Consider the following 23,166-nt stretch of genomic DNA (forward strand, 5'->3'; position numbering starts at 1 on the left):
ATATCACACGGCGCAGAAAAAAACAACCTGCGTTCTGCGAAATCTTGACAGGATGGCGAGTTAAGGAGGCTGTTCCCTCTTCAGAAGAGGAGTTGCAACATTCATTTATCGGTGCGTAGCGGTTGGCCGCAACTCAGCATCAAAATGCTTAACCTCCCACCCATTAGGGGGGGGGGCTCTTCCGTGGCGCCTGTTTTGGTCTTAATCCCTCACTCCGCAACGGGAACAACATCTTCCACTGAGTTGACCCAGTCCATGAAGATTTCATATCCGACGGCCAGCAAAACCGCGCCGAGGAACAGGCCGATGAATCCGCCCACCACCATGCCGCCCAACGCGCCGATCAGCACGACCGGCATCGGAACATCAACGCCCCTCCCCAGCAACATGGGCTTGAGCACATTGTCAACCATCCCGGCCACCAAGATATAAAGGGTGAAAACGATTCTCAGCAAAATCGAAAGATCCCCGCCCATCCAAAGATAGGCAATCACCGGCAGGGACACGACCATGGCCGGCAGCTGCATAATCCCGAGCAGCAAAACAATAACCGCCAGCACTCCAGCGGCCGGCACCTGGGCGAAATAGAATCCCGCGCCCAACAACAGCGCTTGGACAAAGGCCACGCCCAGCACGCCGGCAACCACCGAACGAACCGTCGCAACCGACAGGCCCTGCAGCTGAGGCCCTTTAACGGGACCGGCCAACCGAATAAAGATGCGCCGCATAGCGCCGGTTCCCGGGACGCCCCATGCCATTATAATTCCGGCAACAACCAGTGCGCCCAGAAACAGGAATACAGAGCTGACCGAGCTTTTCACGAAGGTGAATGCCCGCATCGAGAGCGTTTTTAGTTCCGGTTTATACGTATCCAAGAAGCCGGAAAAATTCGCGGAGGCCTGGTTCCAGGCCTTGTAGATTGGTTTGCCCACTACCGGCCATTCTTCAACAGAGGGTGCCGGCGGTTTAATGCTTAGCTGCTCGGTGGCCAGCTTTGCATGAGCCGTTTTGATGTGGCTGACGAATGAGCCCCCGAGCGTGACCATCGGACCGCCGACGAGCAGCAGGCCGACCACCACCAGCACCGTCGACGCCCGGCCCTGTTTTCCGCCCATGCGCTTTGCCAGCATTTGATGCACTGGATAAAGCATGACCGCAAGCATCAGCCCCCAAGTCATGATCGCCGTGAACGGGGCAAAAATGCGCACGCATAAAAACACCAAGAAAGCGACTAAACTGAAACGGATCAACGTGTTCATCAGCACCATAGACTGCATTTTTTCTGTCATAGTATTTTCTTCCGACATGGGAGTTCTCCTGATGATAAAGATAATTATTTAAGCGTGTGCTTCCAGTATTTGGTTCGGTCCAGCATTTCGTCCTTAACCGACTCGGGAAGGAGATCGACCGGATCGCGGTTATCGCGAATCTGCCAGCCGCCGCCCAGCGCTTTGTAGAGCTTGACGAGATTTCCGGAAACATTGCCCTTGGCCGTGGCGAGCAGATCCTGCTGCTGGGCGTCGGAGCTCAGCGTGGAGATTACGGTGTTGAAAGGAATCAGGCCGTTTTTATACTGGGTCTGCGAAATATTCACGGCGCGTGCAGAGGCGTCGGCCGCCAACTGGTACGACACGAGTTGGTCGTGCGACTTGAGGTAGGCCACAATCGCGTTTTCCACATCGGCCTGCGCACTTAGCACCGTGTTCCGGTAATCAACCAGCTGCTGCTGGAACAGGGCATCCTGTAGCCGGATATTGCTGCGCAGCCGCCCATAGTTGAAAATGTTCCATTCAAACATGCCGGAGAGGCTCCAGTTTTCGCTGTCGCTTTCAAACAGCTCCCCTTCCTGGCTGCCGCTCGTTCCGACGGTGCCGCCGATGGAAAAGTGCGGATAGAGCTCCGTCACGGCATAGCCGATCTCGGCGCTCTGCGCTGCCAGCTGCCGCTCGGCGGTGCGGATGTCCGGACGCCGGCGGATCAAATCCTGCGGCATGCCGATGGCGATGTCGGCCTTCACCTTGGGAATTTGGTTGGTGGCGGTCAGCAGATGCGTCATGGCCTGCGGAGGCTCTCCGAGCAAAACCGCCAGCGAATTTTTAAACTGCTGGAGCGACACCTCATAGGTCGAGATGGTGGCCTTGGTATTGTTCAGCAGGCTTTCGGCCTGATCAACGTCCAGCTCGCTGACCTCGCCGGCATTAAACTTGGCCTGGGCAATCCGCAGATTGTCCTCCTGCAGCGTAATGTTGGTTTTGGCTACTTCCACCCGGCTTTGGTAGGTCCGGATCAAAATATAATTTTGGGCCACTTGGGAAATCAGGGAGACGAGTGCGCCGTCATAGCTTGCAACACTGGCATCCAGCTCCGCAGAAGCCGACTCCACCTGACGGCTGAAGCGCCCCCACAAATCGGCTTCCCACGCAATGTTCAGGCCGAGGCTGTAGTTGTTCGCAATCATTTCGTTCGCTTTCGAGCGCGAGGCTCCGCCGGTGGCCTGCTGCTGTTGCGGAAACTGGCTGCCGAACGCAATGGCCAGCTGCTGCTGCGACTGCAACACGCGCAAGGCCGCCGACCGAAGCGACAGGTTTTCCTGCAGCGCCTGTTCGACCAAAAGATCAAGCTCGGCATCCGCAAAAGCCGTCTTCCACCATTCGGGATCCGTGGGCGGCGCATTGGTGACCAGCGAAGCCTCTAATTCGCTCCAACCGGTTTCTACAGCTGCCTCGGGCTCGGCGTATTCGGGGCCAACCGCAACGCAGCCGCCGAGCACGGACGCCAGCAAAAGGCCGGCCGCTCCAATTTTCCAATCCTTGGAAAAACGTCTCACTGTTTTTCCCCCGAACCCGTGTGCACCAGAATCGAAGCCGTGGTGCCCACGCGCAGTTCAACCCCGTCCGGCAGCTTGTCGAGATGAATCCGCACGGGCACACGCTGCGCCAACCGGATCCATTCAAAGGTCGGGCTGATGGTGGGCAGCAACTCAAAGCCGGTGCTGCCGTCCTGCTGGGCAATGCCCCATCCAAGGCTGTCGACCGTGCCTTTGATCGGCTTGTCCGGATACGACATCAGCGTGACCTTGGCCTCGTTGCCGCTGCGTATGTTTTCGATGGTGTTTTCCTTGAAGAATCCCACGATCCAGTAGCTATTGACGTCCACCAATGCCAGCACCGGCTGGTTGGCGACGGCCTGGCTGCCGTCGCGCAGATTGAGGTTGGTGATATAGCCGGCCACCGGCGCGCGCACCTTGGTGAATTCAAGATTAAGCTCCGCCGTGCGCACCGCCGCCTGCGCCGCGCGCAGGCTGGCGTTGGCGTCGCCGGGTTCGCCGAGGTTGGCTTTGGCCTCGGCCAGCGCCGCCTCGGCCTGAGCCAGTCCTGCATGGGCCTGGGTCAAGCTGGCCACGGAACCCTTGCGCTCTTCGATGGAAACGTCGCGGTTGGCCTTGGCCCGCTCGACCGACTTTTGGGAGGTGGCCTTTTGCGGCAGCATTTCCTGCTGCCGCGCATATTCGGCTTTCACTTTTTCAATCTGGGCATCGACCTGCTTAATGCCGGCTTCGGCCTGCACGACCGAGGCTTCCGCAGATTTTACGTTGGCCTCTGCAGACAGCACTTTCTTTTCCAGCGCCACATAGTTGTCCTTGGCTTCATCATACTGCGCCCGGGCCTGCGCGAGATCGGCCTCGAAGGTGCGCGGATCAATTTCGAACAGCACATCGCCGGCCTCTACAAACTGGTTGTCCACCAAGGGAAGGTTGATGATCGGGCCGGACACCCGCGGCGTGATCTGAATGACCTCAGCGCGTACCTGTCCGTCACGCGTGCGGGGATTGATGCTGTGGTTTTTGGCCATCAGGGCAACCGCTAGGACAGCCACCAGAACCACCAGTCCAGTTGTGATATATTTTGGATTCATTTTCATAGAATTACACCTTTACGACAAACGTTCCGATCAGAACGGTATAAATGACACTCAGCGCCAGAAAGACCAGCGGGGGATAAAAAAAGTATTTGGAAAGCCGGCAGCGGTTGAGCAGCCAAGCCGTTGCAACAGCCGCCAGCACGCCCAGGAAACCGGCCACCATTAACGGCGGCATATACACCCCGCCCACGGCAAAATCATGCGGCATTTGATTCATATCTGATTCCTCTGTTCCATCAATAAAACCGTTCTTCGCGCCAGGGCGTCCAATTGATTGCGCCCGTGTTTCCGGCATAGTCGACCAAGGCTTCGGACAACCCGCGGTACGCCCCCAGCAAATGATAAAACCGTTCCGCATCCTGAAGGCTAAGGACACGCTCCTCCGGCAGCGATGCAAGGGCCGCCATGCGCACTTCCAACCGCTCCCGGATTCCAGCCAAACGGGAAGAAAACTGCTGGTGGTCTCCAGAGGCTGGATCGGCCGACAGCTGCCGCGCAACGTCCTGCACATCTTTGCGCCATTCGATAAAGTCGGTCTGGAGTTCCTTCTCCAGCGCCGGAGACTGAAGCTGGTTGCGCTCTTCCAGCAGTTCTGTCATTCGGAAGCTGAGCGACTGCACGCTGGCCAGCATCGCCTGAACCAGCTCCTTCGTGGTTCCCCCAAGAATCTTTTCGTCCAATCCTGGCGCCCAGCTTCCGATTTTTTCCGGCAGGCTGGCCACCTCGTGCAGATGAAAGTTTTTACGCTGTCCCGCCATCCACGAATCCGATTTCGGCGCAGCAAGCAGATATTCATAACTCCGGAAAAAGCGGCGCAGGAGCCGCAGCATGGCACGGTCCGGCCGGGATAAAAACGGAATATTCGCCGTAACCAGCAGCAACACAAAAAGAAGCGGGAACATCAAGGCTGTGCCGGCCACCACCATAAAGCTATAGCTCTGTTCATTGGAAATTGACGCAATCGAAATAAACATGGCCAGTCCGAAGGCTCTGACCAGCATCTGCTTGGGGGCGGCAAAAAAATAACAGAAGCCGAAGACCACAACAAAAATCAGCAAGCCGAGTTCCTGATAGCTGGACAGCCGGGGCATAATGCAGAGATAGATAAGACTGGCGCATATCACCCCGAAGATTACCGGACCGGCCAGCTTATTCACCCGTAGCTGAGGACTCGTTGCGAATATCATGCCCAGAGGCCCCGCCATCGACACCAGCCCGCTTCCGCCCGGAATGCAATCCACATAAATCAAGGCTAGATAGGCCAGCCACAACGTCAGCATCGCGCGGAAGGCGGCGAGTCCCCGGTCGGGATCAAATGCAGCAGCGGTGCGCGAGGCAGCCACCTCGCTGACCGTGAGCGGGCCAAACCCTTTGATGCCGCCGACCTGTTCAAACATGGACTGCGTGATGCCATCGAGCTCCTTCAGACGCTTCCAAGCCACCACCACAGCGGCACGCTGAAAGTGCGGAAGCGCTTTTAGTTCGGATTGATCCAGCGCCAGCGCAACGGCTTCGGGCTGTTGCGGCGGGTCCTCCCCTTTCAGCATACGTTCAATCTGGACAAACCGCTGATCTAGTTCAGCGCTGAAGGCGGAAAGATTGGGGAGCAGGCGCGCAAGGTCCAACAACTGAATTTCGGCAACGTTCTGGCTCCACCGCTCCACCGTTTCCGTCAGCTTAAAAACCAACCCGCGATAGACCTGCCAAGCCTGCCGGTCTTCCCACACCTCATAGGTGTCGGCCACCGCGGCCGCCAGCAGCTGCGCAAAGCGGGTCTGCCCTTGAAGCACCTGCGCTTTCAACGACGGCACTTCATTCTCAGCCTCGGGCTGGGTTATCCGTTCAAAGCAAGCGATGAGCAGCTGCCGGTGCGCCTCGGCCTGCGCATGGACGGAGTCCACAAAAACCGAGCGGGAAGAGGCCGGCCAAAGCAACAGCGCCACCACGCTGTAGACCAGAATGCCCAGTCCGGTTTCTTCCGCGCGAAGCACCGCCATGCTGAAGGCATTGGTAGGGTCGGGACCGGTATCCATGCAGACAATCACGCTGACAAGGCCAGCCACGTTCCAGAAATACGGGTTCTTCGGTCCGGCCATCATGTAGGTGCATACACCGATAAAGACCGACAGAATCCCCATGAAAAGCCAGCGCTCCTGCGGAAAGAGCGCAACAAACAGCAGGGACGCGCCCGCGCCCAGCAAGGTCCCGCTCATCCGCAACGCCGCCTTGGTGAACGACTGCCCGATGGTCGCCAGACTACAAAAGGCCACGACAAAGCCCGCCCACATCGGTTTTTCCCAGCCCCAGCTCAGCGCAAGACCATAGGCAATGCTCATGGCCAAAGCGGTCTTGATCGCCTCTTTTGCTTTTCTGGAGGGAAAATCAATCATTGGTTTGGCTTATGCCGTTTCCGGCTCCGCGCGCTTCAACCGCGCAGCGAGCAAGGCAACCAGCGGGTTGGCGCTCAGGCCATGGCCAATGACACTCAGCAAAATGGTGCAGACCGCCGTCATGGTGATGGTCTCGGCATGAGGAAGGTGCTTGTTGAGCACGATCACCGCAAAGACAATGCTGGCCAGCCCGCGCGGCCCGAACCAGCCCATGAACAGTTTTTGATCGATCCGCAACTTCAGGCCGGTCAGCACCAGGAAGACCGGCAGCATCCGGATGACGGTTAGGCTGAGAATGGAATAGAGCAGGATGGACCAGCTGTACAGGCCGATCGATTTTCCAATGACCACGGCGCCAAAGCACACCCAGGTGATGATGGCCAGCGTATCGCCGGTGCCCTCAGCCGCCAGTAGATATTCAGTCTTGTGCCGCTTGGCAAGGGCGCCGGCGAGCAGGCCTCCTGTGAAGCAGGCAATAAATCCGCTGCCGCCGAGGAGCTGGGTAACGGCATAACAGGTGAAGGCCAGCGCCAGCACCGGCAACTGCCTCCAGCTTTCGGTAATCCACCCGTGGCGGGCGGCCATCTTGACGATATGCCCCGCCAGAAAAGTCAGGCCAAGGCCCACGGCCAAGCCGATGCCGATTTGCTCTCCGACCAGTTTAAGTGCCAGCGCTTCGGTGTTACCCTCAGCCGTTCCCGTTACGGGGGGAATGAGCGCCAGGAAGATAAAGAGGATCGGCACGCAGATGCCGTCGTTAAGGCCGCTTTCCACATTCAGCCCTTCGCGGATATTTCCCGGAACGGATTTGTTGGTCACCACCGCCTTGCCCAGCGCCGCATCGGTGGGGGCCAGCATGGTGGCTATAATGGCCACCTCCAGCCAGGTCAGCTCGGGGAACATAAGCATCCCCGCGCCAAAGCCCAGTACGATGGTGAGAGGAAGGCCGATGAGCAGAAGGCGCACCGGAATCTGCGAGCTGCGCTTGAGAATGCCCAGGTTGGCGTTGGCCGCATCCGTGAAAAGCACCAACGCCAGAGTCAGTTCCGCCAAGGTGCGCATTTCCTCGGCATTGACATCCACCTTCAACAAATCCAACCAAATCGGCCCCATGATGAGGCCAAAAGCCGCAAAAACCACAGCGCCGTTGATCGGCGTTCGTTCAAGCCCGCCGCTCACGATGCTGTATAAAAAAACAAACGCGCCAAGAATCGCTAGATTTTCATACATGACGTTCCTCCCTGAAAACTAATTATTAACGCCTGTAAAAACTTACTGATTGATTCCAAACGGGGCAAGCAAACCACTAGCCCCAAAGTCCCAGCAACATCCCTACCCGTCAGTTGACCGCTTGCCGAAGAAAATGGACACTACCTTTTCCCGCCCGAGCGCCCCCACGAGGGTTGAGGTGGCGTTATATACGATTAAAAACAGAACGGTAATCAGATGCGTTGCGACAAACCGGTGCCAATGAATCTCTCCGCCGAGGTGCTTGAAAGCTTCCCACGCACCCCCGCTTTTTTTAATGAGAGGAATCCATTCCTCCAGAATTTGAAAGACCAGCACAATCGATGCATAAAGCAGGCTGCGCCAGATGACATTATAGACCAGGCGGTTTTTTTTGAACCAGTTGGAAATGGGCAGCAGATCAGCAATCAGAATCGACTTACCGACAATTAATGCGCCGATAAGGGCCGCGACCGATGATTTTGCAGGAATTCCATACTGGTTGACCATCAACGAGCGAATGATGATAATCACATAAAACAGTACGAGGAAGTACAGAAAGGGCGGCAACAGCTCCAACAGTTCTTTTTTGATTACAGCCAATGCTTTTTTCATGGTCCCATTCCCTCGGTTCACAGCCCACCCGACTCAAATCTGTCTGTCTGACTGACTGTTTCTATAAAATCCTGCAGCTTTCCTAAACTCTATTCTGATTAATACTGCACGGACTGAACCGATTGAATGAAGCCGTTAATCCCAAAAGCAAAAACCTCCAGACACCAATGGAGGGTTCCGCTTCGTCGGAACCTAGCGGTGACCAAGCGCCGCCCTCCAGCTCTCTATAATTTAAGCGATGGGCAACCAGTCTCCATCGCCCACAATGGGGGATAAACGAGGTACTGACAAACTTAGCTCACCCTCGTAGACAGGGAACCAATATGCCACAAAATCATGATCGGGGTTTAGAGGTAATGGCAATGAATTAAAGAGTTTTTCATACACCGAAGGTGTTTGTGTTTCATCATCAGCCCCGGGTTGGAACAACCCTGGGGCGGGTGCAAAGAAAACATCAACCCCAACGGGGTTGTGTCCAAACCAAACCCAAAGGGACACAACGCTTTCAGCGTTGATTGCCTTCCTGCGAACAACCCAAGGTAGCCGTTGGCAACCTTGGGCTTATGACAAAGCCCTTTCAGGGCTGTTCGCGTGGTAAACGACCTTAAGTCCGTTCCATTAGGGTTTAGAGGCACCGTGCAACAACAGGATATGGTAAAAAATGGAAGGTAAAATATTAAGGAAGAGATACATACATCCCTCGGGCTCTATTTTTTACCTTCCATTTTTTACCTAACCCGCCAGAACTGCTTTACGGAGTTGGCGGCATTGCTCAGTGCGTTTTCAGGTTCTGCAGGTTTTCCTGCATGACCGTAAAATAGTCGCCGTGGGCGGGGCGGTTGCCACAGGGATCGAAGACGCGGGGTTGCAGGCCTTTCTTTTCCACCATGAGCTGGATGGTCGGGAGCGGCGCTCCTTCCCACAGCATGATTTTCGCGGGGTGCGCTTCGAGCATGTCATCGAGCTCCCGCTCCATAGTTTGATCCGGAAGCGCATCCGGTTCCCAGTGCACGCTTTTCATGTTCAGTCCATATCGCTGGGTCAGATATTGATAGACCGGATGCGATCCAATCAACGGTTCGTTTTTTATCTCAGAAAAGGCGGCTTCGAACTGGGCATCGAGCTCGCGCAACTCCTTTTCCAATGCCTGGCAGTTGGCCTCAAACGTTGGCGCATGTTCTTTCCAACGATAGGAAAAAACATCGCGAATGGCGCTGGCCTGCTGTACCGCCAGTTGCGGATCGAGCCAAGTGGTAAAGGCGATTTCGCCATGGGCATGCTTTTCCCCTGCCCCGTGAGCATGGGCCGCCGCTCCGCCGATGGAAATGAATTGATTCCACTGTCATCCCATAGATTTTAAATAAAAAGGCTGGCTTGTGAGCTCTAAATCCTCCACTCGGAGGGTATGAAAAAACAGAGACAAAAACACAAACCAGCCGGACATAGGTATACAACCTTGAAGCAATTGTGCAATCTGATTCCCGGACACATGGTCACGAACCTTGCGAAGAAGCATGGCGTCGATGCCCGAAGCCGGACGTACACGCCATGGAGCCATGTGGTTTCGCTGCTTTATGCCCACTTTGCTCATGCGCTCGGGCTTAACGATGTATGCGACGCGCTCCAGATGAATGCGGCGGCGCTCTCCACCATCCGCGGTGCGGTTCCACCGTCCCGCAACAACCTGAGCCATGCGAATCAAGTGCGCGACGCGAACATGGCCGAAGAGCTTTATTGGAGCATGATGAAGCATCTGATGGACACGGTGCCTGGTTTTGCGAAGGGAAAGGTGCGTAGTGGATACCTCCGTCGCTTCAGCAAGGCGATCCATGCGCTCGATTCGACCACGATACAGCTGGTGGCCAATAGCATGGACTGGGCAAAGCACCGCCGCCGCAAGGCCGCCGCGAAGTGCCACATGCGTCTGGACCTGCAAAGCTTCCTTCCACGATGTGCCATTGTCGACACTGCAAAACACCATGACAGCCGCAAGACCTTGAGCTTGTGTGCCGACCTTGAAGCCGGAGAAATCGTTGTATTCGACAAGGCTTATATCAAATTCAAGCATCTCTTTGAGCTAACGGAGCGCGGCATTAATTGGGCGGGTCGAGCGAAAGACAACATGCAGTACACGGTGATGCGCTCCCTCGAAACGACTAAAAACAAGCGCATCCTTCGCGACGAAGTCATCGAGCTGATGCTCGAAAAATCGAAGAAGGCCTACCCGTGCGAGTTGCGCCGCGTTGTAGCCCTCGTGGAGATCAACGGCAAGGATGTCGAAATGGTCTTCCTGACCAACCATCTGGAGTGGAGCGCGTGGACGGTCGCGGAGCTCTACCGCTGCCGGTGGGATATCGAGGTGTTCTTTAAGGAAATCAAACAGACGCTCCAGCTCTCCGACTTTCTCGGCTACAGCGCTAATGCCGTACGCTGGCAGGTATGGACCGGGCTGCTCGTCCATCTGCTGATGCGCTGTCTCAAATTCATGCACGGATGGGATCACAGCTTCAAGCGCCTGTTCACCGTCGTAAGGGTCTCGCTTTGGCGTCGCTGGAACCTGCCCGCCTTGCTGGAATCCTATGGGACAGCCAAACCACCCGGTCGCATCCGAGGAGCACCGGAACAGGCGTATCTGCCGGGGTTCATCTAAATGCTGTGGGACAGCCAACTGTTTAAAACGGGGAATCATCATTACTCTTCAACAAAAAATCGGAATCGACTAAATAAACTAAACATCAGAAACCTTAACAAAAACGGGAGCTGACACTCCGTTAGCGGCCTCTATGGGATGACAGTGAATTGATTCCTAAATCCTTTCGAGGTATCGATCAGCTTGGCCGGGGGCAGCGAAACCTGCTGCACCCATTTGGCATACCCGGCCCCGTTGAGCAAAATCAGGTCCGCTTTTTGATCCGCTGCAATTTGTTCCGCAACCGGACTCCAGAAGGCCGGGTCGCCCTCCATTTCCGGAAAGACCACCTCCACCGCATCGCAGGCAATGCGCTCGGCAAAATAGGCGAGCGGATAGTTGACCGTATAAACCACCGGCGCGGCATTCTCCGGCACCGCGCTCTCCTGCGTCGAGCAACCCGCAACAACAACCGCTCCCAGCAGCATCATGAATACACGTTTGTTCATCGTCCTAATCTCCTTAATTTCTATTCATCGCCGTTTAGGAAAAATAATTTTTCCAGCTGAACTTCATGTATGAAATCTGAATCATCAGTAACCCATGAGGGCGGCTTCTGTTTATAAGGGTTTAATTCCGGGCGTCAGCAGGCTAATGGGGACGGCAAACAGACGATCGCCAAAAGGCAGTATATTTTCGCCATCATAAAAGACGACACCGGCTGCGAAGGTTTCGCTACAGGCTTCTTTCAGTTTGTTTAGTCCTTTAAAGTCGTCTTTCGTGACGGTCGCTGCGGCTTTGACCTCGATACCGGCGAGGCGAGTTCCCTGTTCAATGATGATGTCCACCTCCACTTTGTCTTTGTTGCGGAAGTGGTAGAATTTCAGTTCTTCATCATACCAGTCGGCCTGCTTTCGGAGTTCCTGATAGATGAAGGTTTCCAGCAAACGCCCGAGCAACGCTTTGTCCTGCCACAGGGTTTTGCTATTCATCCGCAGTAACGCACAGGCGAGCCCACTGTCCGTTAAATGCATTTTCGGCGTTTTAATCAGACGGCTGAGGCGGTTCGTGTGCCAGGGTTGCAGTTGCTCAATGAGAAAGATCTGTTCGAGCAGCGTCAGATACTCGCGAATGGTTGGACGGCTGATAGAAAACGGCGAGGCTAAGTCGGTCGCGACAAACAACTGGGCGGTCTGGCCAGCCGCCAAAGTTAACAGTTTCGGAAGAAGTTCAAGATGTTGGATGCGGGCAATGTCCTGCACGTCCCGTTGAATCATGGTCGTGATGTAATCCCGATACCAGATGGCACGGCGATTGGCGGTTTTTCGGGCGATCGCCGCCGGATAGCCGCCGCGGCAGATCAATTCAGCAAGCGATTCGCCCATACGTCGTAATGGGCCGAGATTCGCATTCATCCGAAAATCAGCTCTAAATAGTTGTTCTATGAACGTCGGTTTTTGTCCGGCTATTTCGCATTGGGCCAGTGGTCGAAGGTGAATGATTTCCATCCGGCCCGCCAAAGAATCCGACAGGGTCGGAAGCAAGAGCACATTGGCCGATCCAGTCAAAATGAAGCGCCCTGGAGCTCGGTTTTGATCGATGCTGGCCTTGATGGAGGTAAAGAGCTCCGGCACGCGCTGGATTTCATCGAGAATAACATGTTCGGGCAAACTGTGGACAAATCCCACCGGGTCGGTTTTGGCCGCTTGCAGCTGGTTGTCGTCATCGAAACTGATGTAGTGATAGTTCCGCTCTTTCCCAATCAGTTGAGCAAGGGTGGTTTTGCCACACTGGCGCGAGCCATGGATTAGAATGGCCGGCGTATCTTGCAGGGCATCCTTCAATGCATCTGCCGAATATCTTTTGTATAGCACTTCATCCATGCGTAGTGATCCCGTTGTGCGAGTTATCCGAACACGTCCATATGTAAATTATAATTCGTCCAAATGAAAGAATCTATTCGTCAAAATGCAAATGGTGTAGGCCCGATGCCCTCATCGGGCGAGCGGTGCTACGGTGCGGGTGAAAACACGAATCATCCAGCGCGACTTCCACCTTGTAGAAGCCGGCCGGTTCGTTGGTGCCGGCGGTGCGCAGGGCCCTCCCTGGGTGTAAATTTCGACGATAAACACAGCGAAGGGCAACTTTTCGTCAAAAACAAATGGATTTCGACGAAGCATGGCGATATACAACTTTTCGACGACGCCCACTTTTACCGTTAGTTTTTCGACGAACAAGAAAGGATCTTCGACTATGAACCTTGACATAGAGACACCTTCGATCTTCCAGGAAACGCTTGCCCCCCCCGGCACACGGCTGGCCGGATGGGCCGCATTGGTTCACGCGCTTTCCATTCAGGCGCCTGTTCGAAACCCCAGCTGTGTTTCAGAGAAACATGTCAGCGGAAGCCGCAGAAACGAAAACAACTGGGTTGTATTTGATAAGCGGTATTGGAGTGGAGATAATTTCGAATGTCATTTGACGTTTGCCTTGCGACATGAAGCACTGGATCTCCTGATCTTAAAGCGGATATGCGCTGCAGTCGCACCAGCAATTATTGAAGACCTTGTTCGCGCCACGCCCACCGGAACCGTGGCGCGGCGCATCTGGTTTTTCTATGAATTCCTAACCGGACGCCCCCTCAGATTGCCCGACGCGCCCGGAAACCTTACCGCCATCGACCTTCTCCCTTCAGATGCATACTTCACCGGCAAGGCAACGCTCTCAAAACGCCACCGCGTGCGGGACAACCTGCTGGGCACAGCAGCATTCTGCCCGGTTATTCGAAAAACAAAAGCCCTGGAGGAGTTCGTCGGACTGAGCCTTTCCGATAGGGCAAGAAAAATTATCGGCCAGGTCGGGGCCCGCCTCATCGCACGCGCGGCAAGCTTCATGCTTCTCGCCGACAGCCGCGCCAGTTTTGAAATCGAGGGCGAACGACCGCCGCGCAATCGTCTGGAACGGTGGGGCCGAGCCGTATCCCAGGCCGGCAAGAATGCTTTGTCGATGGATGAGATCGCGCGCCTCCACGGTGTTTTGATTGAGGATAGGCGTTTTGTTCAGGTTGGGCTGCGCCCCGATGGGGTTTTCCTGGGTGAACGGGACAGCGATAACAATCCACTGCCTGAATTCATCGGGGCTCGACCGGAAAATCTGAGCGAGTTGATGGAAGGGTTGCTCGATGCCAACAGACGTATGGGCAGAGACGGGCTTGATCCGGTGCTGCAGGCTGCAGCAACCGCCTTTGGATTTGTATACATCCACCCCCTTCAGGACGGCAATGGCCGTCTGCATCGATATCTGTTCCACCACATTCTGGCCGACCGGAAGTTCACACCTCCAGGGATGGTTTTCCCGGTATCATCCGTCATCTTTGACCGAATTGATGAATACCAGAAGATACTGCAAAATCATTCCAGACCATTAATGGAGTTTATCGAGTGGCGCGGGACGGCCAGCGGCAACGTTGAGGGGTTGAACCAGACGGCGGATCTGTATCGTTATTTTGACTGTACGGATGCGGCGGAATTCCTATACGCCTGCGTTCGACATACCGTCGAGCATGACTTGCCCGGGGAGATCGACTATTTACAAAAAAACGACGCGGCGATTCGCCACATTACGGATCTTGTCGAGATGCCGGATCAAGTGGCTCAAAGCCTGATCCTGTTTGTTCGGCAGAATCAGGGCACCCTGCCTACTAAACGCCGCAAAAAAGAATTCGAACTCCTCACCGATGAAGAGGTCGCATCCCTCGAGCAAATCATTCGTGATGAATTCGAGGGGCTTGGTGAGCAGCCCGGACATTAAAAGAGAAGGCCATTCACTTGATCAAGGTTTTGGAGTGCACCCCGCCGCTGCGGGGTGCTTTTCAAAGCGCTTCGCTTGACCAACCCGCCTTGAAAAGCTGAACCAAAGTTCAGCACTCCGAAGGTTTTTTTAGTCCGGCTCAATCTTCAGGCGAATGAACGGTGCGCACGCGCGCCGGGTGAGGCACCCGGCCTACAGACCACAGCGTTGGCCATCCTCGCTTCTACTTCACCAGCTCAATCTCACCCGGGCGCCAGGTTTGGTCGATCCAGGCTTTTCCCGGGCCGTAGATGCGCAGCGCGATGAACCAGCTCTTGCCGGGAACGGTCTGGAGCCAATTGCCCTCTTTGCCTTCAGGCGCTTCGGGGGCGAAGTAAATGTCCATCGAACCGTCCGCGTTGGTCTTGATTCCTTTATCCTGGCTGCCCAGGGTAGGGAACGGCTGGTCGGTTTGCAGCTGCGAGCGGGTCTGGGTGTCGTACATGGTGATGGCCCAGAAATCCTTGGCCGGCGGGTTCGGCGGGATATGCAGTTTGTAGGTCTTGGAACCATTCATAACCTTGCCTTCGGAATCGAGCATGCCCATGGAGTAGTCCGATCCTTTGCCGGCCACCGTCATGGCCATGGCGGGAGAGACGCAGATGTAGCCGAAGTGGAAGAGGACGCGCGGGTCGAGGCGATAGGCGCCATTGCGCGTGAAGGTGGTGTCCTTGTCGGCGTAGGCGGTAACCCAGGCCTTGCTGTCCTTGAAGGTCAGGTTGCCGGGATCGCGCGGGAAGTAGCTGATCGCACGGGCGGCGCCGTTGCCGATGGCCGCCGCGTCGGTCAGAATTTTTTTCATGCGGGCGTCCGGGTTGAAGGCCTTGCCCTTTTCAATGCCGATGGCGGCCATCATTCCTTTGGCCTCTTTGCCGAGATAATCATCCGGCTCGGTCTGAATCAGGGCATGCAGTTTCTCAAAGGCGCTGTAGTCGTTGGGAACAATCATATGCATGTCTTTGCCGGACACGTTGATGAATTCCATCGCCGGCGGGTTTTTCACCGTCGACAGCGGGTAGACTTTCAACGTGCTGCGGATGTTCTTCGACGCGGCCGGAATCGCCTGCTCAATCGGCAAGCTCTTATCGAGATAGCCGCGCATGAAGACCCATAACCCGCTGGTTTTTGACGGAACCACAAAGTAGCCCTTAGGAATATCCCCTTTATAGCCGGGAGGCAGCACAAGATATTTGCCGCCTTTGCCCTTGTCGGGCCCCGCGACGCCGAGGTCGGTCATATAATGAAACTCCATGTCGTCGAGGATGCCGAGCATTCCCTTCGGCAGGTCGATGACGGTCGGGCCGTCTTTGAGGAGATCCATGAAACCCACGGCGTACATCGTCGAGGTATTGCCGGTCAGCAGAATCGTCTTCGAGTCCATCAGGCTGTCCCAGATGCAGATCTTGTTGCAGGCATCCGCGCCCATGGCCACCTGCCCTTCGCGCAGGGCGTTCATGGAGAGGGCCGGGATCGAGTTGAGAAAAACGTTTACCGCCCGCGAGGTGTCGAGATAGTCGTAAATCGCTTCGGTGCTCTTTTCCGAGGGCACGCCATCAAAATATTTCAGGGTGCCGATCGAGGTTTTCACCTTGTCCGGTGCGGTGTAGGCCTCCGGAATTTTAGAGGTCATTTTCATCACGGGTGGCTTTGCCGCCTGTGCAGTACCGAGGATCATTGCGCCTGCGAGCGCGGTGGTTAGCATTTGTTTCGTTTTCATCTCATTCTCCTTGTTGATTGCCAGAATTTATTAACTATCGTGCTACGTTCCGTACGCACCCTCACCACGAAAAGGTCAGGCAGAATGATTGGGTGGCAGAATGATTTTTCCTGTACTAAGTTCTGAAATTATTCTGCCACAAAATTATTCTGCCTATATTCCTCCTGCAACGAGCCTCGTTAGACTATCAGGTTTTTATTTGATCCGCTCAAAGTCGTTGAGCACCCATGTCTTTTTGATATATCCCTCTTCCGGTCCGTAGAAACGGAAGACCACGAAAAAGCCTTTTGCCGGATCAGTCTTGATCCAGTTCTTTTCTTTTCCTTCCGGGCATTTGGGGCCGAAATACATGTCGACCGATCCGTCGGCGTTGACCTCGGGTTTGCTCATGCTGCCGACGGTAATATTGCCGCCGGAATCGAGCAAGCTGCGGCTGAGCGCATCGTAGGCGGTGACGGCCCAGAAGCGTTTGACCGGAGGTTTGGCCGGAACGCTAAGCCGGTACGTATTGTCGCCGAGCAGGTAGTCGCCCTCTTTGTCTCGGAAGCAGGTCAGGTACGATGTGCCGACGCCCGGCGTGGTGGAGAGCAGGTTCGGGGAAACGCAGATGGCCTGATAGTGCCAAACGGTGCGGGCCTCAATATCCGTATGTCCGTTCTCGGTGAACTCGGTGTTGCGAATGAACATTTTTTCCCAGTGGCGGTTCGACCAATATTTAATCTCGGGATCGCGGCAGTCGTAGACAATCGTGCGCGACATCGCGACACCCTGTTTAGCCGCCTGTTCGAAAATATTTTTCATACGAGCATCCGGATTAAACGGTTTGCCTTTTTCAATGCCGAGCGTAGCCAGACGGCCAAGCAGTTCCGGGCTGAACAGTTCGGTCGGCTCGTACTGAATGATTTCATTCAGCGTTTCGTAATAGGATCCGTCTTCAGGCGGCAGCGTATTCGCGCCTATTCCGGAACAATTGACCGCCTTGTGTTCCCGTGGGCCGGAAGCCAACGGATAAACTTTAAGGCGGTCCTCAAACCATTTCACGGCTTGATCGCCGTTGCCGACTTCGCCGAAGCCGCGCATCATGGCCCAGATCCGATAGCCGGGCGAATGAAACACAAAATATCCTTTCGGAATCTTCCCTTCATAGCCGGGCGGCAGGAATAGATATTTACCGCCCTTCCCTTTGTCGGGACCAGTCGGACCGAAATCCGTCAAATATTTAAAGGCCGCATCGTTTGCATTGCCGTACATGCCCGGCGGAATTTCCACCACGGTCGCCCCGTCGATCTTCAGGTCGATGGAGGCAAACGCATACACGGTGATGTCGTTTCCGGTGAGATAGTTTTCAGTCGGTGTCATGAAATCGGCCATCACGCCGATATCGGATGCCGACTTGAAACCGAAATCCCGAATCTGGGATTTGACGATGGTGTAGAGCGACATAGGTGGGAAAAAGTCCATGTAGGCTTGAGTCGCACGCTGCAGATCCATTTCGTCGTAGATTTTTTGCGCGGATTTTGCATCGGGAAATGCACCGCCTTCAAACTTAAGCGTGCCGAACTCCGTTTTAATTTTCTCCGGAGCCGGAGCAAAGTCGCTTGCCGTTTCCTTCTGCCCCGCCGTCTTGAACAGGTTTCTATTTGCGCCTGTATCAGCGGCCTGCGCACCGGCCCCAATCAAGCTGGCCAGTGTTGCTGCAATAATCTGTTTTTTCATCTCATTCTCCGTGTTGACTACCAAAATTCATGTCATCCACTGTCCTGCGTTCCGTACGCACCCACCCACCACACGAATTTTTTAGGCAGAACAATTGGGTGGCAGAATGATTTTCCCCGCTCTTGGAACTGAAATTATTTTACCTACACTCCTTCTGCTACGGGGTGGTTTAGGTGAAAATCGAGGGGTATAAAAATCTATGCGCATGCTCGGATTTTTCTGCCACAAAAATTTTCTGCCCATAATCATTCTGCAACATCCTCCGTTGCTATGCTGGAACATCCAGTATATCCGGCGGAGCGATTTGATTCCGCCCCGCCTTATCGTTCTATTTTATTTTCTCAATTTTATGCATCGGGAAGGTTTGGTCGAAGTAGGCCTGTTCCGGGCCATAGAGCCGCAGATAGACGAAGAAGGATTCTCCCTTGTTGGTTTGGATCCAGTTGCTGTCTTTACCCTCCGGTGCTTCGGGGCCGAAATACAGATCCACCGAGCCGTCGGTATTTTTGATGAGCCCTTCGGTGCGGGATGAGCGGTCCGACCGCTTGGTTTCGTTGCGGATAATCAGGCGATTTTCAATGTCGTATACGGTGATGGACCAGAAGTTGGCCGCCGGCGGATTGGGGCCGATGGTCATTTTGTAGGTGCTTCCTCCGCGCAGGGCGTTGCCGTCGGCATCGTAGTACGCGCCTAGGTAGGCGGAACCTTTTCCAGCAACACGCGAAACCATGCCCGCCGATGTGGTGGTGGCTTCAAAGCCGTAGGAGGCCCGCTCGTTAAACTCGGAGTAGGTCTCCATATCAATTTTCGGATTCATGCCTGCCATGGCATCTTCCCATCCGGAATCTTTTGCGTAGAGGGAGGTCGGGAACATTTCTCTGGTTTTATTGAAGGAGATCGCCTGCGACATCGCCATGCCCACATCCAGCCCCTGCTGCAGTATGGCTGCCTGATCGGCCGTCGGTTTGAAGGGTTTGCCCTTCTCAATGCCGAGGTCCTTGAGCCAGGCATAAAAGAAGCGATCTCTTTCGGCCATCGGTTCCCGCTGCACATAATCATTCACGAGTTTCCAGAAAGACATATCCCGAGGCTGCGTGTTGAGCGCAACTTTGTCGCCGGGTTTCGGCTGATAACGCACAAAATTGGTCTTAGGCGGTTTGGCGGCATCGGACAGCCTGAAGGCTTTAACGGCCGTCCGCAGCTTGGCAGCTTCATCCCCGGTTCCCAGCGCGCGGTAAAAGTAGAGCACAAGGAAGGTGTCGGACTGAATGACCTCGCCTTTGAAGTTTTTAGGAACATCCTGCCCGGGGCCCACCAGCAGGAGTTTGCCGGGTTTGCCGTCAATCTCCTTGATGGGTTGCATCCAGGCATCATCGATCACGCCGAAAATTTCACCTGGAGGGATCTCTACAACTACCGGCCCCGTCTTGGAGAGGTCGGACATCGCGATGGTATAGGGCGTAGTGACATTGGCGGTCATGTAGGGATACACGCCGTCGTTGCCGTCACATAAACTGAAGAAGACATCGTTTTCGGTCATCTTCTGGTTGCTGAGCATCGCCGGATAAAGTGTCTCAAAATTCATCATCGGCATGGCCCACGTCACCAGTTGGGATGCACGTTGCAGAAGAATCTGACGATGCAGCAACTCGGCAGTTTCTTTGGTGATGGTTTGGTCCTGATATTCCAGCTTGCCGACGTAGGTTTTTTCGGTTCGGGTTTTGCTGCCCCAGGCATCGGCCTGCGGGGTGGCTCCGAACAGAGTTGCTCCAGCGACAGTACACATGACTATTTTTTTCATTTTCTTCTCCTGTTGCTTCCCGGCGAGGCAGGTTCTGCCCCGCCGGTGATTCTTTCTATTTCACCAGTTCGATTTCACTCGGACGCCAGGTTTTGTCGTACCAGACTTGGGTAGGACTGTAGACTCGCCAAAGCATGTTCCAACCTTTATTCGGAATGGTCTGTACCCAGTTCGCTTTGCCTTCTGGTTTTTCAGGACCAAAATAGATGTCATATGAACCATCAGCATTTTGCACGATATCTTTTTGAAGGCTGGTAACGCCCGGCAAACGCTGATCTGTTTGCAGCATACAACGAGTTTGATTGTCATACACGGTGACTTCCCAGAAACGTTTTACTGGCGCATTGGCAGGCACATGCACTTTATAATTATTTGCTCCGTTTAAAATTTCACCATCAGCATCGCGTAAGCCAATGACATATTGAGAACCCGCTCCAACCGGAGGCTTAACCATTACCGGAGTAATTCCAGTCGCATAATAATGGAATCGCACCCGTGCATTAATTAAACGAGCTCCATCGCGTTCAAATTCATGGCTGCCACCTTCAAAACCTAATTCCCAACTTTTACTTCCCGGCCAGATAACGACATCGTCGGCACGGTTGCGAAATAAAATTGCGCGTTGGGTGGCTGAACCTACCACTGCTGCTTCAGAAAGAATCTTTTTCATGCGGGCATCAGGAGCAAAAGGCTGACCTTTTTTGATGCCAATGGAAGCCAACATACCCAGTACTTCAATATCCCATGATTCAGGATTTTCTTCCTGTACCACTTCATTTACTTCTTCAAAGAAAGTAATATCCTGAGAATGCAGGGTGTTGATGTATTTATTGGAAAGGTTGTGCAATTGAACCGGCTTGGGATTATTTTTCTCAGCCAATGGATACACCTTTAATTTAGTTTCAATATTCTCAATGCCCTGATCATAAGACCCATCAACCGCAAATGCGCGTAAGGCAAACCAGTTACCGTATGTTGGCGATTTTAAAACAAAGTATCCTTCAGGAATCGCACCTTCGTATCCCGGAGGCAACAACAGGTATTTGCCCCCTTTACCACGGTCAGGGCCCGCATTTCCAATATCGCCTACATATTGAAACCAGAAGTCATCGAGAATAGCTAAAACGTTTGGTGGTGTTTCAAGAACAACAGGTCCTTTATGTGTATCCAACCACATAAACAGATAGATCACAGTTGTATTTCCTGTTAGCAATAGACCTTTGGAGTCTAAACGTTCTTTCCACCAAATAGCCGTTTCATTATCCGGGCCATATTCTCTGATACCTCTGCGGAAGCCAACCAATGAGGCGGCAGGCGTGTTCATTATCATACACTCCACTGCACGTGAAAAATCTTGCTGATCCCATATCTTTTGAGCGGTTTCAGCCGTTGGAACCCCATCAAAGAATTTCAGAGTACCCAGGCGGGTTTCCACCTGATCTGGAATAAGAACCCCTTCCGGAGTTTGGGTAGTCATTTTGTATTTTCGCGGTGCGGCGCATACCGAAGTTGTGAGGCTGACCAACATCAATCCGGTAATGGCCATAATCATTAATGATCTTATTTTCATGATTTCATCTCCTTTTGTTTCCAGCGAGGAGAGTTCTCTCCCCGCCATTGATTCGTTTTGAGCAAATTATTTCACCAACTCCAGTTCACTCGGACGCCAGGTTTGGTTCAGCCACGGCTCGAGCGGGCCGTACATCCGCAGAATGATGAACCAGCTTTTTCCGGGGATGGTCTGGATCCAGTTGCCTTCTTTTCCTTCGGGAGCTTCCGGGGCAAATAGGATGTCGAACGAGCCGTCGGCGTTGGATTTGACTTGTCCGCTGAGGCTGTTGACGCCAGCGGGCGGCTGATCGGTCTGCAGCATGGAACGGGTCTGTGTGTCGTAAATGGTGACCGACCAGTTGTCCTTGACCGGCACATTGGGGGGCAGATGCAGCTTGTAGGTCTTGGCACCGTCGAGCGGCTGATGCTTCGAGTCCATTCCGGCAATGCCGTAGTCCGAACCGGCACCGGGCTTGGTCAACGCCATGGCCGGTGTCACGCAGATCGCGTTGTAATGCAGCCAGAGCCGGGCATCGTAGCGACGCGCTCCGTCTTTCAGGTAAAAGCAATCTTTGCCGGCGTAGCCCATGACCCACTCGCTGTTTTCGCCGTAGATGCGGGCGTCTGGATCACGCGGATAAACCGTGTTTGCACGAGCATAGCCATCGCCGATCGCCGCCGCTTCAGTCAGCAGTTTTTTCATGCGGGCATCTGGGGCGAACGGCTTGCCTTTAATGATGCCGATGCTGGCAATTAGACCGCGGGTTTCGGGATCAAGGAAGCTGATCGGTTCGTACTGAATCAGATCATTAAGCCGGTCAAAAAAGCTAACGTCGGTGGGAGGAACCGTGTTGTAGTGCACGCCCGTCATGTTCTTGAACTCCATCTTTGGCGGGTTGTCTTTCTTCGCCAGAGGATAGACCTTGAGGTTGTTCATGACGTTGTCTGCGGATTTTTTGAGGTTAGCGGGGATGGTTGCATCGCCTCGGACATAGCCACGCATGAAGTTCCAAACGACATAGCTGGTGGATTTGACCACAAAATAACCCTTGGGAATCTTGCCTTTATAGTCCGGAGGCAGCACGAGGTACTTGCCACCCTTGCCCTTGTCGGGGCCGGCTGCACCCATGTCGCTGAGATAGCGCATATCGCCGTCATCAAGAATGCCGAGCACATCCGGCGGAATCTCAATGACCGTCGGGCCGTCTTTTTTCAGGTCGAGAAAGCCCCACGTATAGAGTGAGGTATTATTAAAGGTCAGCACGAGCGCTTTCGAATCGGCTAACTGCTCCCAAATCAGGATCTGGTTGCTTTTCGCCATGCCCATATCTTTGCTGCCCTGAAGCAGGCTGTAGGTGGACACCGCCGGGATCATATCGACAAACACTTGAACGGCGCGCGCGCGGTCCATGTAGTCGTACAGATTGTCCTTGGTGTCTACGGTCGGCACACCATCAAAAAACTTCAGCGTCCCTATAGGAGTGTCGACCTTGTCGGGGGTTGTGATCGATACCGGAATATCTGTGGTCATTTTATAGGTTTTACCCGGCGCTTTGGAAGCACCCGCTTCCACGACAACTGCGCCGGCGAGAACCCCCGCCATCAACATACTGATTCTTGACTGCATCTTCATTGAACTTCCTCCATTACTCTTTGTTTCATTTCACCCATTCCAGCTCACTCGGGCACCAGGTCTTGGCTTGTCATTGATGGACTAGGTGCCGGCTCCCCCGAAGGAGAGCCTTTGAAT

General features: G+C 54.3%; 18 protein-coding genes. 2 read left to right on the forward strand and 16 right to left on the reverse strand.

Translation table 11 applies throughout. The features are described 5' to 3' along the window. Positions 1-209: 209 nt before the first annotated feature. From SCARR_RS27175 to SCARR_RS27210, 8 genes are all read right to left on the reverse strand, one after another. Positions 210-1,307, reverse strand: coding sequence for an AI-2E family transporter (locus tag SCARR_RS27175; RefSeq protein ID WP_136065807.1), 1,098 nt, complete (start codon positions 1,305-1,307; stop codon positions 210-212). A 26-nt stretch (positions 1,308-1,333) separates the two neighbouring features. Further along, positions 1,334-2,827: an efflux transporter outer membrane subunit gene (locus SCARR_RS27180; RefSeq protein WP_136065809.1), complete on the reverse strand. Its 1,494-nt coding sequence runs from the start codon at positions 2,825-2,827 to the stop codon at positions 1,334-1,336. Further along, the gene (locus tag SCARR_RS27185) at positions 2,824-3,921 is read right to left on the reverse strand and encodes an HlyD family secretion protein (protein ID WP_136065811.1); all 1,098 of its coding nucleotides are present in this window, start codon (positions 3,919-3,921) and stop codon (positions 2,824-2,826) included. Before SCARR_RS27185 ends, SCARR_RS27180 begins: the two co-directional genes overlap by 4 nt. A 4-nt stretch (positions 3,922-3,925) precedes the next feature. Next, on the reverse strand, positions 3,926-4,138 hold the full coding sequence (locus SCARR_RS27190) for a DUF1656 domain-containing protein (protein WP_222846488.1): 213 nt from the start codon (positions 4,136-4,138) through the stop codon (positions 3,926-3,928). A gap of 19 nt (positions 4,139-4,157) precedes the next feature. Then, on the reverse strand, positions 4,158-6,311 hold the full coding sequence (locus tag SCARR_RS27195) for an FUSC family protein (protein WP_136065813.1): 2,154 nt from the start codon (positions 6,309-6,311) through the stop codon (positions 4,158-4,160). A gap of 9 nt (positions 6,312-6,320) precedes the next feature. Next, complete coding sequence (locus SCARR_RS27200) at positions 6,321-7,541, reverse strand: cation:proton antiporter (protein ID WP_136065815.1); 1,221 nt, start codon at positions 7,539-7,541, stop codon at positions 6,321-6,323. Between the two features lie 102 nt (positions 7,542-7,643). Next, entirely contained in the window at positions 7,644-8,153 is a 510-nt protein-coding gene (locus SCARR_RS27205; RefSeq protein WP_136065817.1) for a hypothetical protein, read from the reverse strand. A 772-nt stretch (positions 8,154-8,925) separates the two neighbouring features. Beyond that, a complete protein-coding gene (locus tag SCARR_RS27210; protein ID WP_136065819.1) occupies positions 8,926-9,480 on the reverse strand; it encodes a metal ABC transporter solute-binding protein, Zn/Mn family in 555 nt (184 codons plus the stop codon). Positions 9,481-9,558: 78 nt separating this feature from the next. On the opposite strand from SCARR_RS27210, the gene SCARR_RS27215 reads away from it, so the two are divergent. Continuing rightward, the gene (locus SCARR_RS27215) at positions 9,559-10,803 is read left to right on the forward strand and encodes an IS4 family transposase (RefSeq protein WP_136060137.1); all 1,245 of its coding nucleotides are present in this window, start codon (positions 9,559-9,561) and stop codon (positions 10,801-10,803) included. A gap of 131 nt (positions 10,804-10,934) precedes the next feature. Here SCARR_RS27215 and SCARR_RS27220 read toward each other — a convergent pair whose 3' ends face one another. From SCARR_RS27220 to SCARR_RS27230, 3 genes are all read right to left on the reverse strand, one after another. Further along, positions 10,935-11,291: a metal ABC transporter solute-binding protein, Zn/Mn family gene (locus tag SCARR_RS27220; protein WP_136065821.1), complete on the reverse strand. Its 357-nt coding sequence runs from the start codon at positions 11,289-11,291 to the stop codon at positions 10,935-10,937. Between the two features lie 111 nt (positions 11,292-11,402). After that, complete coding sequence (locus SCARR_RS27225; RefSeq protein WP_136065823.1) at positions 11,403-12,665, reverse strand: ATP-binding protein; 1,263 nt, start codon at positions 12,663-12,665, stop codon at positions 11,403-11,405. A gap of 111 nt (positions 12,666-12,776) precedes the next feature. Next, on the reverse strand, positions 12,777-13,049 hold the full coding sequence (locus SCARR_RS27230; protein ID WP_136065825.1) for a hypothetical protein: 273 nt from the start codon (positions 13,047-13,049) through the stop codon (positions 12,777-12,779). On the opposite strand from SCARR_RS27230, the gene SCARR_RS27235 reads away from it, so the two are divergent. Then, positions 13,036-14,592 carry a Fic family protein gene (locus SCARR_RS27235; protein WP_136065827.1) on the forward strand — a complete coding sequence of 519 codons (1,557 nt, stop codon included), beginning with the start codon at positions 13,036-13,038 and terminating at the stop codon, positions 14,590-14,592. The genes SCARR_RS27230 and SCARR_RS27235 overlap by 14 nt on opposite strands. 223 nt (positions 14,593-14,815) lie before the next feature. Here SCARR_RS27235 and SCARR_RS27240 read toward each other — a convergent pair whose 3' ends face one another. The 5 genes from SCARR_RS27240 to SCARR_RS27260 all read right to left on the reverse strand — a co-directional run bounded on the left by SCARR_RS27240 (position 14,816) and on the right by SCARR_RS27260 (position 23,049). Next, positions 14,816-16,348, reverse strand: a complete 1,533-nt coding sequence (locus SCARR_RS27240; RefSeq protein WP_136065829.1) for a DUF1254 domain-containing protein — start codon at positions 16,346-16,348, stop codon at positions 14,816-14,818. Positions 16,349-16,543: 195 nt separating this feature from the next. Continuing rightward, positions 16,544-18,064 carry a DUF1254 domain-containing protein gene (locus tag SCARR_RS27245; protein WP_136065831.1) on the reverse strand — a complete coding sequence of 507 codons (1,521 nt, stop codon included), beginning with the start codon at positions 18,062-18,064 and terminating at the stop codon, positions 16,544-16,546. A gap of 328 nt (positions 18,065-18,392) precedes the next feature. Then, positions 18,393-19,865 carry a DUF1254 domain-containing protein gene (locus SCARR_RS27250; protein WP_136065833.1) on the reverse strand — a complete coding sequence of 491 codons (1,473 nt, stop codon included), beginning with the start codon at positions 19,863-19,865 and terminating at the stop codon, positions 18,393-18,395. A 55-nt stretch (positions 19,866-19,920) separates the two neighbouring features. Then, complete coding sequence (locus tag SCARR_RS27255; RefSeq protein ID WP_168433662.1) at positions 19,921-21,435, reverse strand: DUF1254 domain-containing protein; 1,515 nt, start codon at positions 21,433-21,435, stop codon at positions 19,921-19,923. A 66-nt stretch (positions 21,436-21,501) separates the two neighbouring features. Continuing rightward, positions 21,502-23,049: a DUF1254 domain-containing protein gene (locus SCARR_RS27260; RefSeq protein ID WP_136065835.1), complete on the reverse strand. Its 1,548-nt coding sequence runs from the start codon at positions 23,047-23,049 to the stop codon at positions 21,502-21,504. Between the last annotated feature and the right edge of the window lie 117 nt (positions 23,050-23,166).

Origin of the sequence: Pontiella sulfatireligans (assembly GCF_900890705.1) — a bacterium.
GTDB classification, from domain to species: Bacteria; Verrucomicrobiota; Kiritimatiellia; order Kiritimatiellales; family Pontiellaceae; genus Pontiella; species Pontiella sulfatireligans.

Excerpts from the sequence above, each read along its gene's own strand:
- SCARR_RS27175 (WP_136065807.1), bottom strand. The coding sequence starts at position 1,307 with ATGTCGGAAGAAAATACTATGACAGAAAAAATGCAGTCTATGGTGCTG.
- SCARR_RS27185 (WP_136065811.1), bottom strand. The coding sequence starts at position 3,921 with ATGAAAATGAATCCAAAATATATCACAACTGGACTGGTGGTTCTGGTG.
- SCARR_RS27190 (WP_222846488.1), bottom strand. The coding sequence starts at position 4,138 with ATGAATCAAATGCCGCATGATTTTGCCGTGGGCGGGGTGTATATGCCG.
- SCARR_RS27195 (WP_136065813.1), bottom strand. The coding sequence starts at position 6,311 with ATGATTGATTTTCCCTCCAGAAAAGCAAAAGAGGCGATCAAGACCGCT.
- SCARR_RS27200 (WP_136065815.1), bottom strand. The coding sequence starts at position 7,541 with ATGTATGAAAATCTAGCGATTCTTGGCGCGTTTGTTTTTTTATACAGC.
- SCARR_RS27205 (WP_136065817.1), bottom strand. The coding sequence starts at position 8,153 with ATGAAAAAAGCATTGGCTGTAATCAAAAAAGAACTGTTGGAGCTGTTG.
- SCARR_RS27215 (WP_136060137.1), top strand. The coding sequence starts at position 9,559 with ATGAAAAAACAGAGACAAAAACACAAACCAGCCGGACATAGGTATACA.
- SCARR_RS27220 (WP_136065821.1), bottom strand. The coding sequence starts at position 11,291 with ATGAACAAACGTGTATTCATGATGCTGCTGGGAGCGGTTGTTGTTGCG.
- SCARR_RS27225 (WP_136065823.1), bottom strand. The coding sequence starts at position 12,665 with ATGGATGAAGTGCTATACAAAAGATATTCGGCAGATGCATTGAAGGAT.
- SCARR_RS27235 (WP_136065827.1), top strand. The coding sequence starts at position 13,036 with ATGAACCTTGACATAGAGACACCTTCGATCTTCCAGGAAACGCTTGCC.
- SCARR_RS27230 (WP_136065825.1), bottom strand. The coding sequence starts at position 13,049 with ATGTCAAGGTTCATAGTCGAAGATCCTTTCTTGTTCGTCGAAAAACTA.
- SCARR_RS27240 (WP_136065829.1), bottom strand. The coding sequence starts at position 16,348 with ATGAAAACGAAACAAATGCTAACCACCGCGCTCGCAGGCGCAATGATC.
- SCARR_RS27245 (WP_136065831.1), bottom strand. The coding sequence starts at position 18,064 with ATGAAAAAACAGATTATTGCAGCAACACTGGCCAGCTTGATTGGGGCC.
- SCARR_RS27250 (WP_136065833.1), bottom strand. The coding sequence starts at position 19,865 with ATGAAAAAAATAGTCATGTGTACTGTCGCTGGAGCAACTCTGTTCGGA.
- SCARR_RS27255 (WP_168433662.1), bottom strand. The coding sequence starts at position 21,435 with ATGAAAATAAGATCATTAATGATTATGGCCATTACCGGATTGATGTTG.
- SCARR_RS27260 (WP_136065835.1), bottom strand. The coding sequence starts at position 23,049 with ATGAAGATGCAGTCAAGAATCAGTATGTTGATGGCGGGGGTTCTCGCC.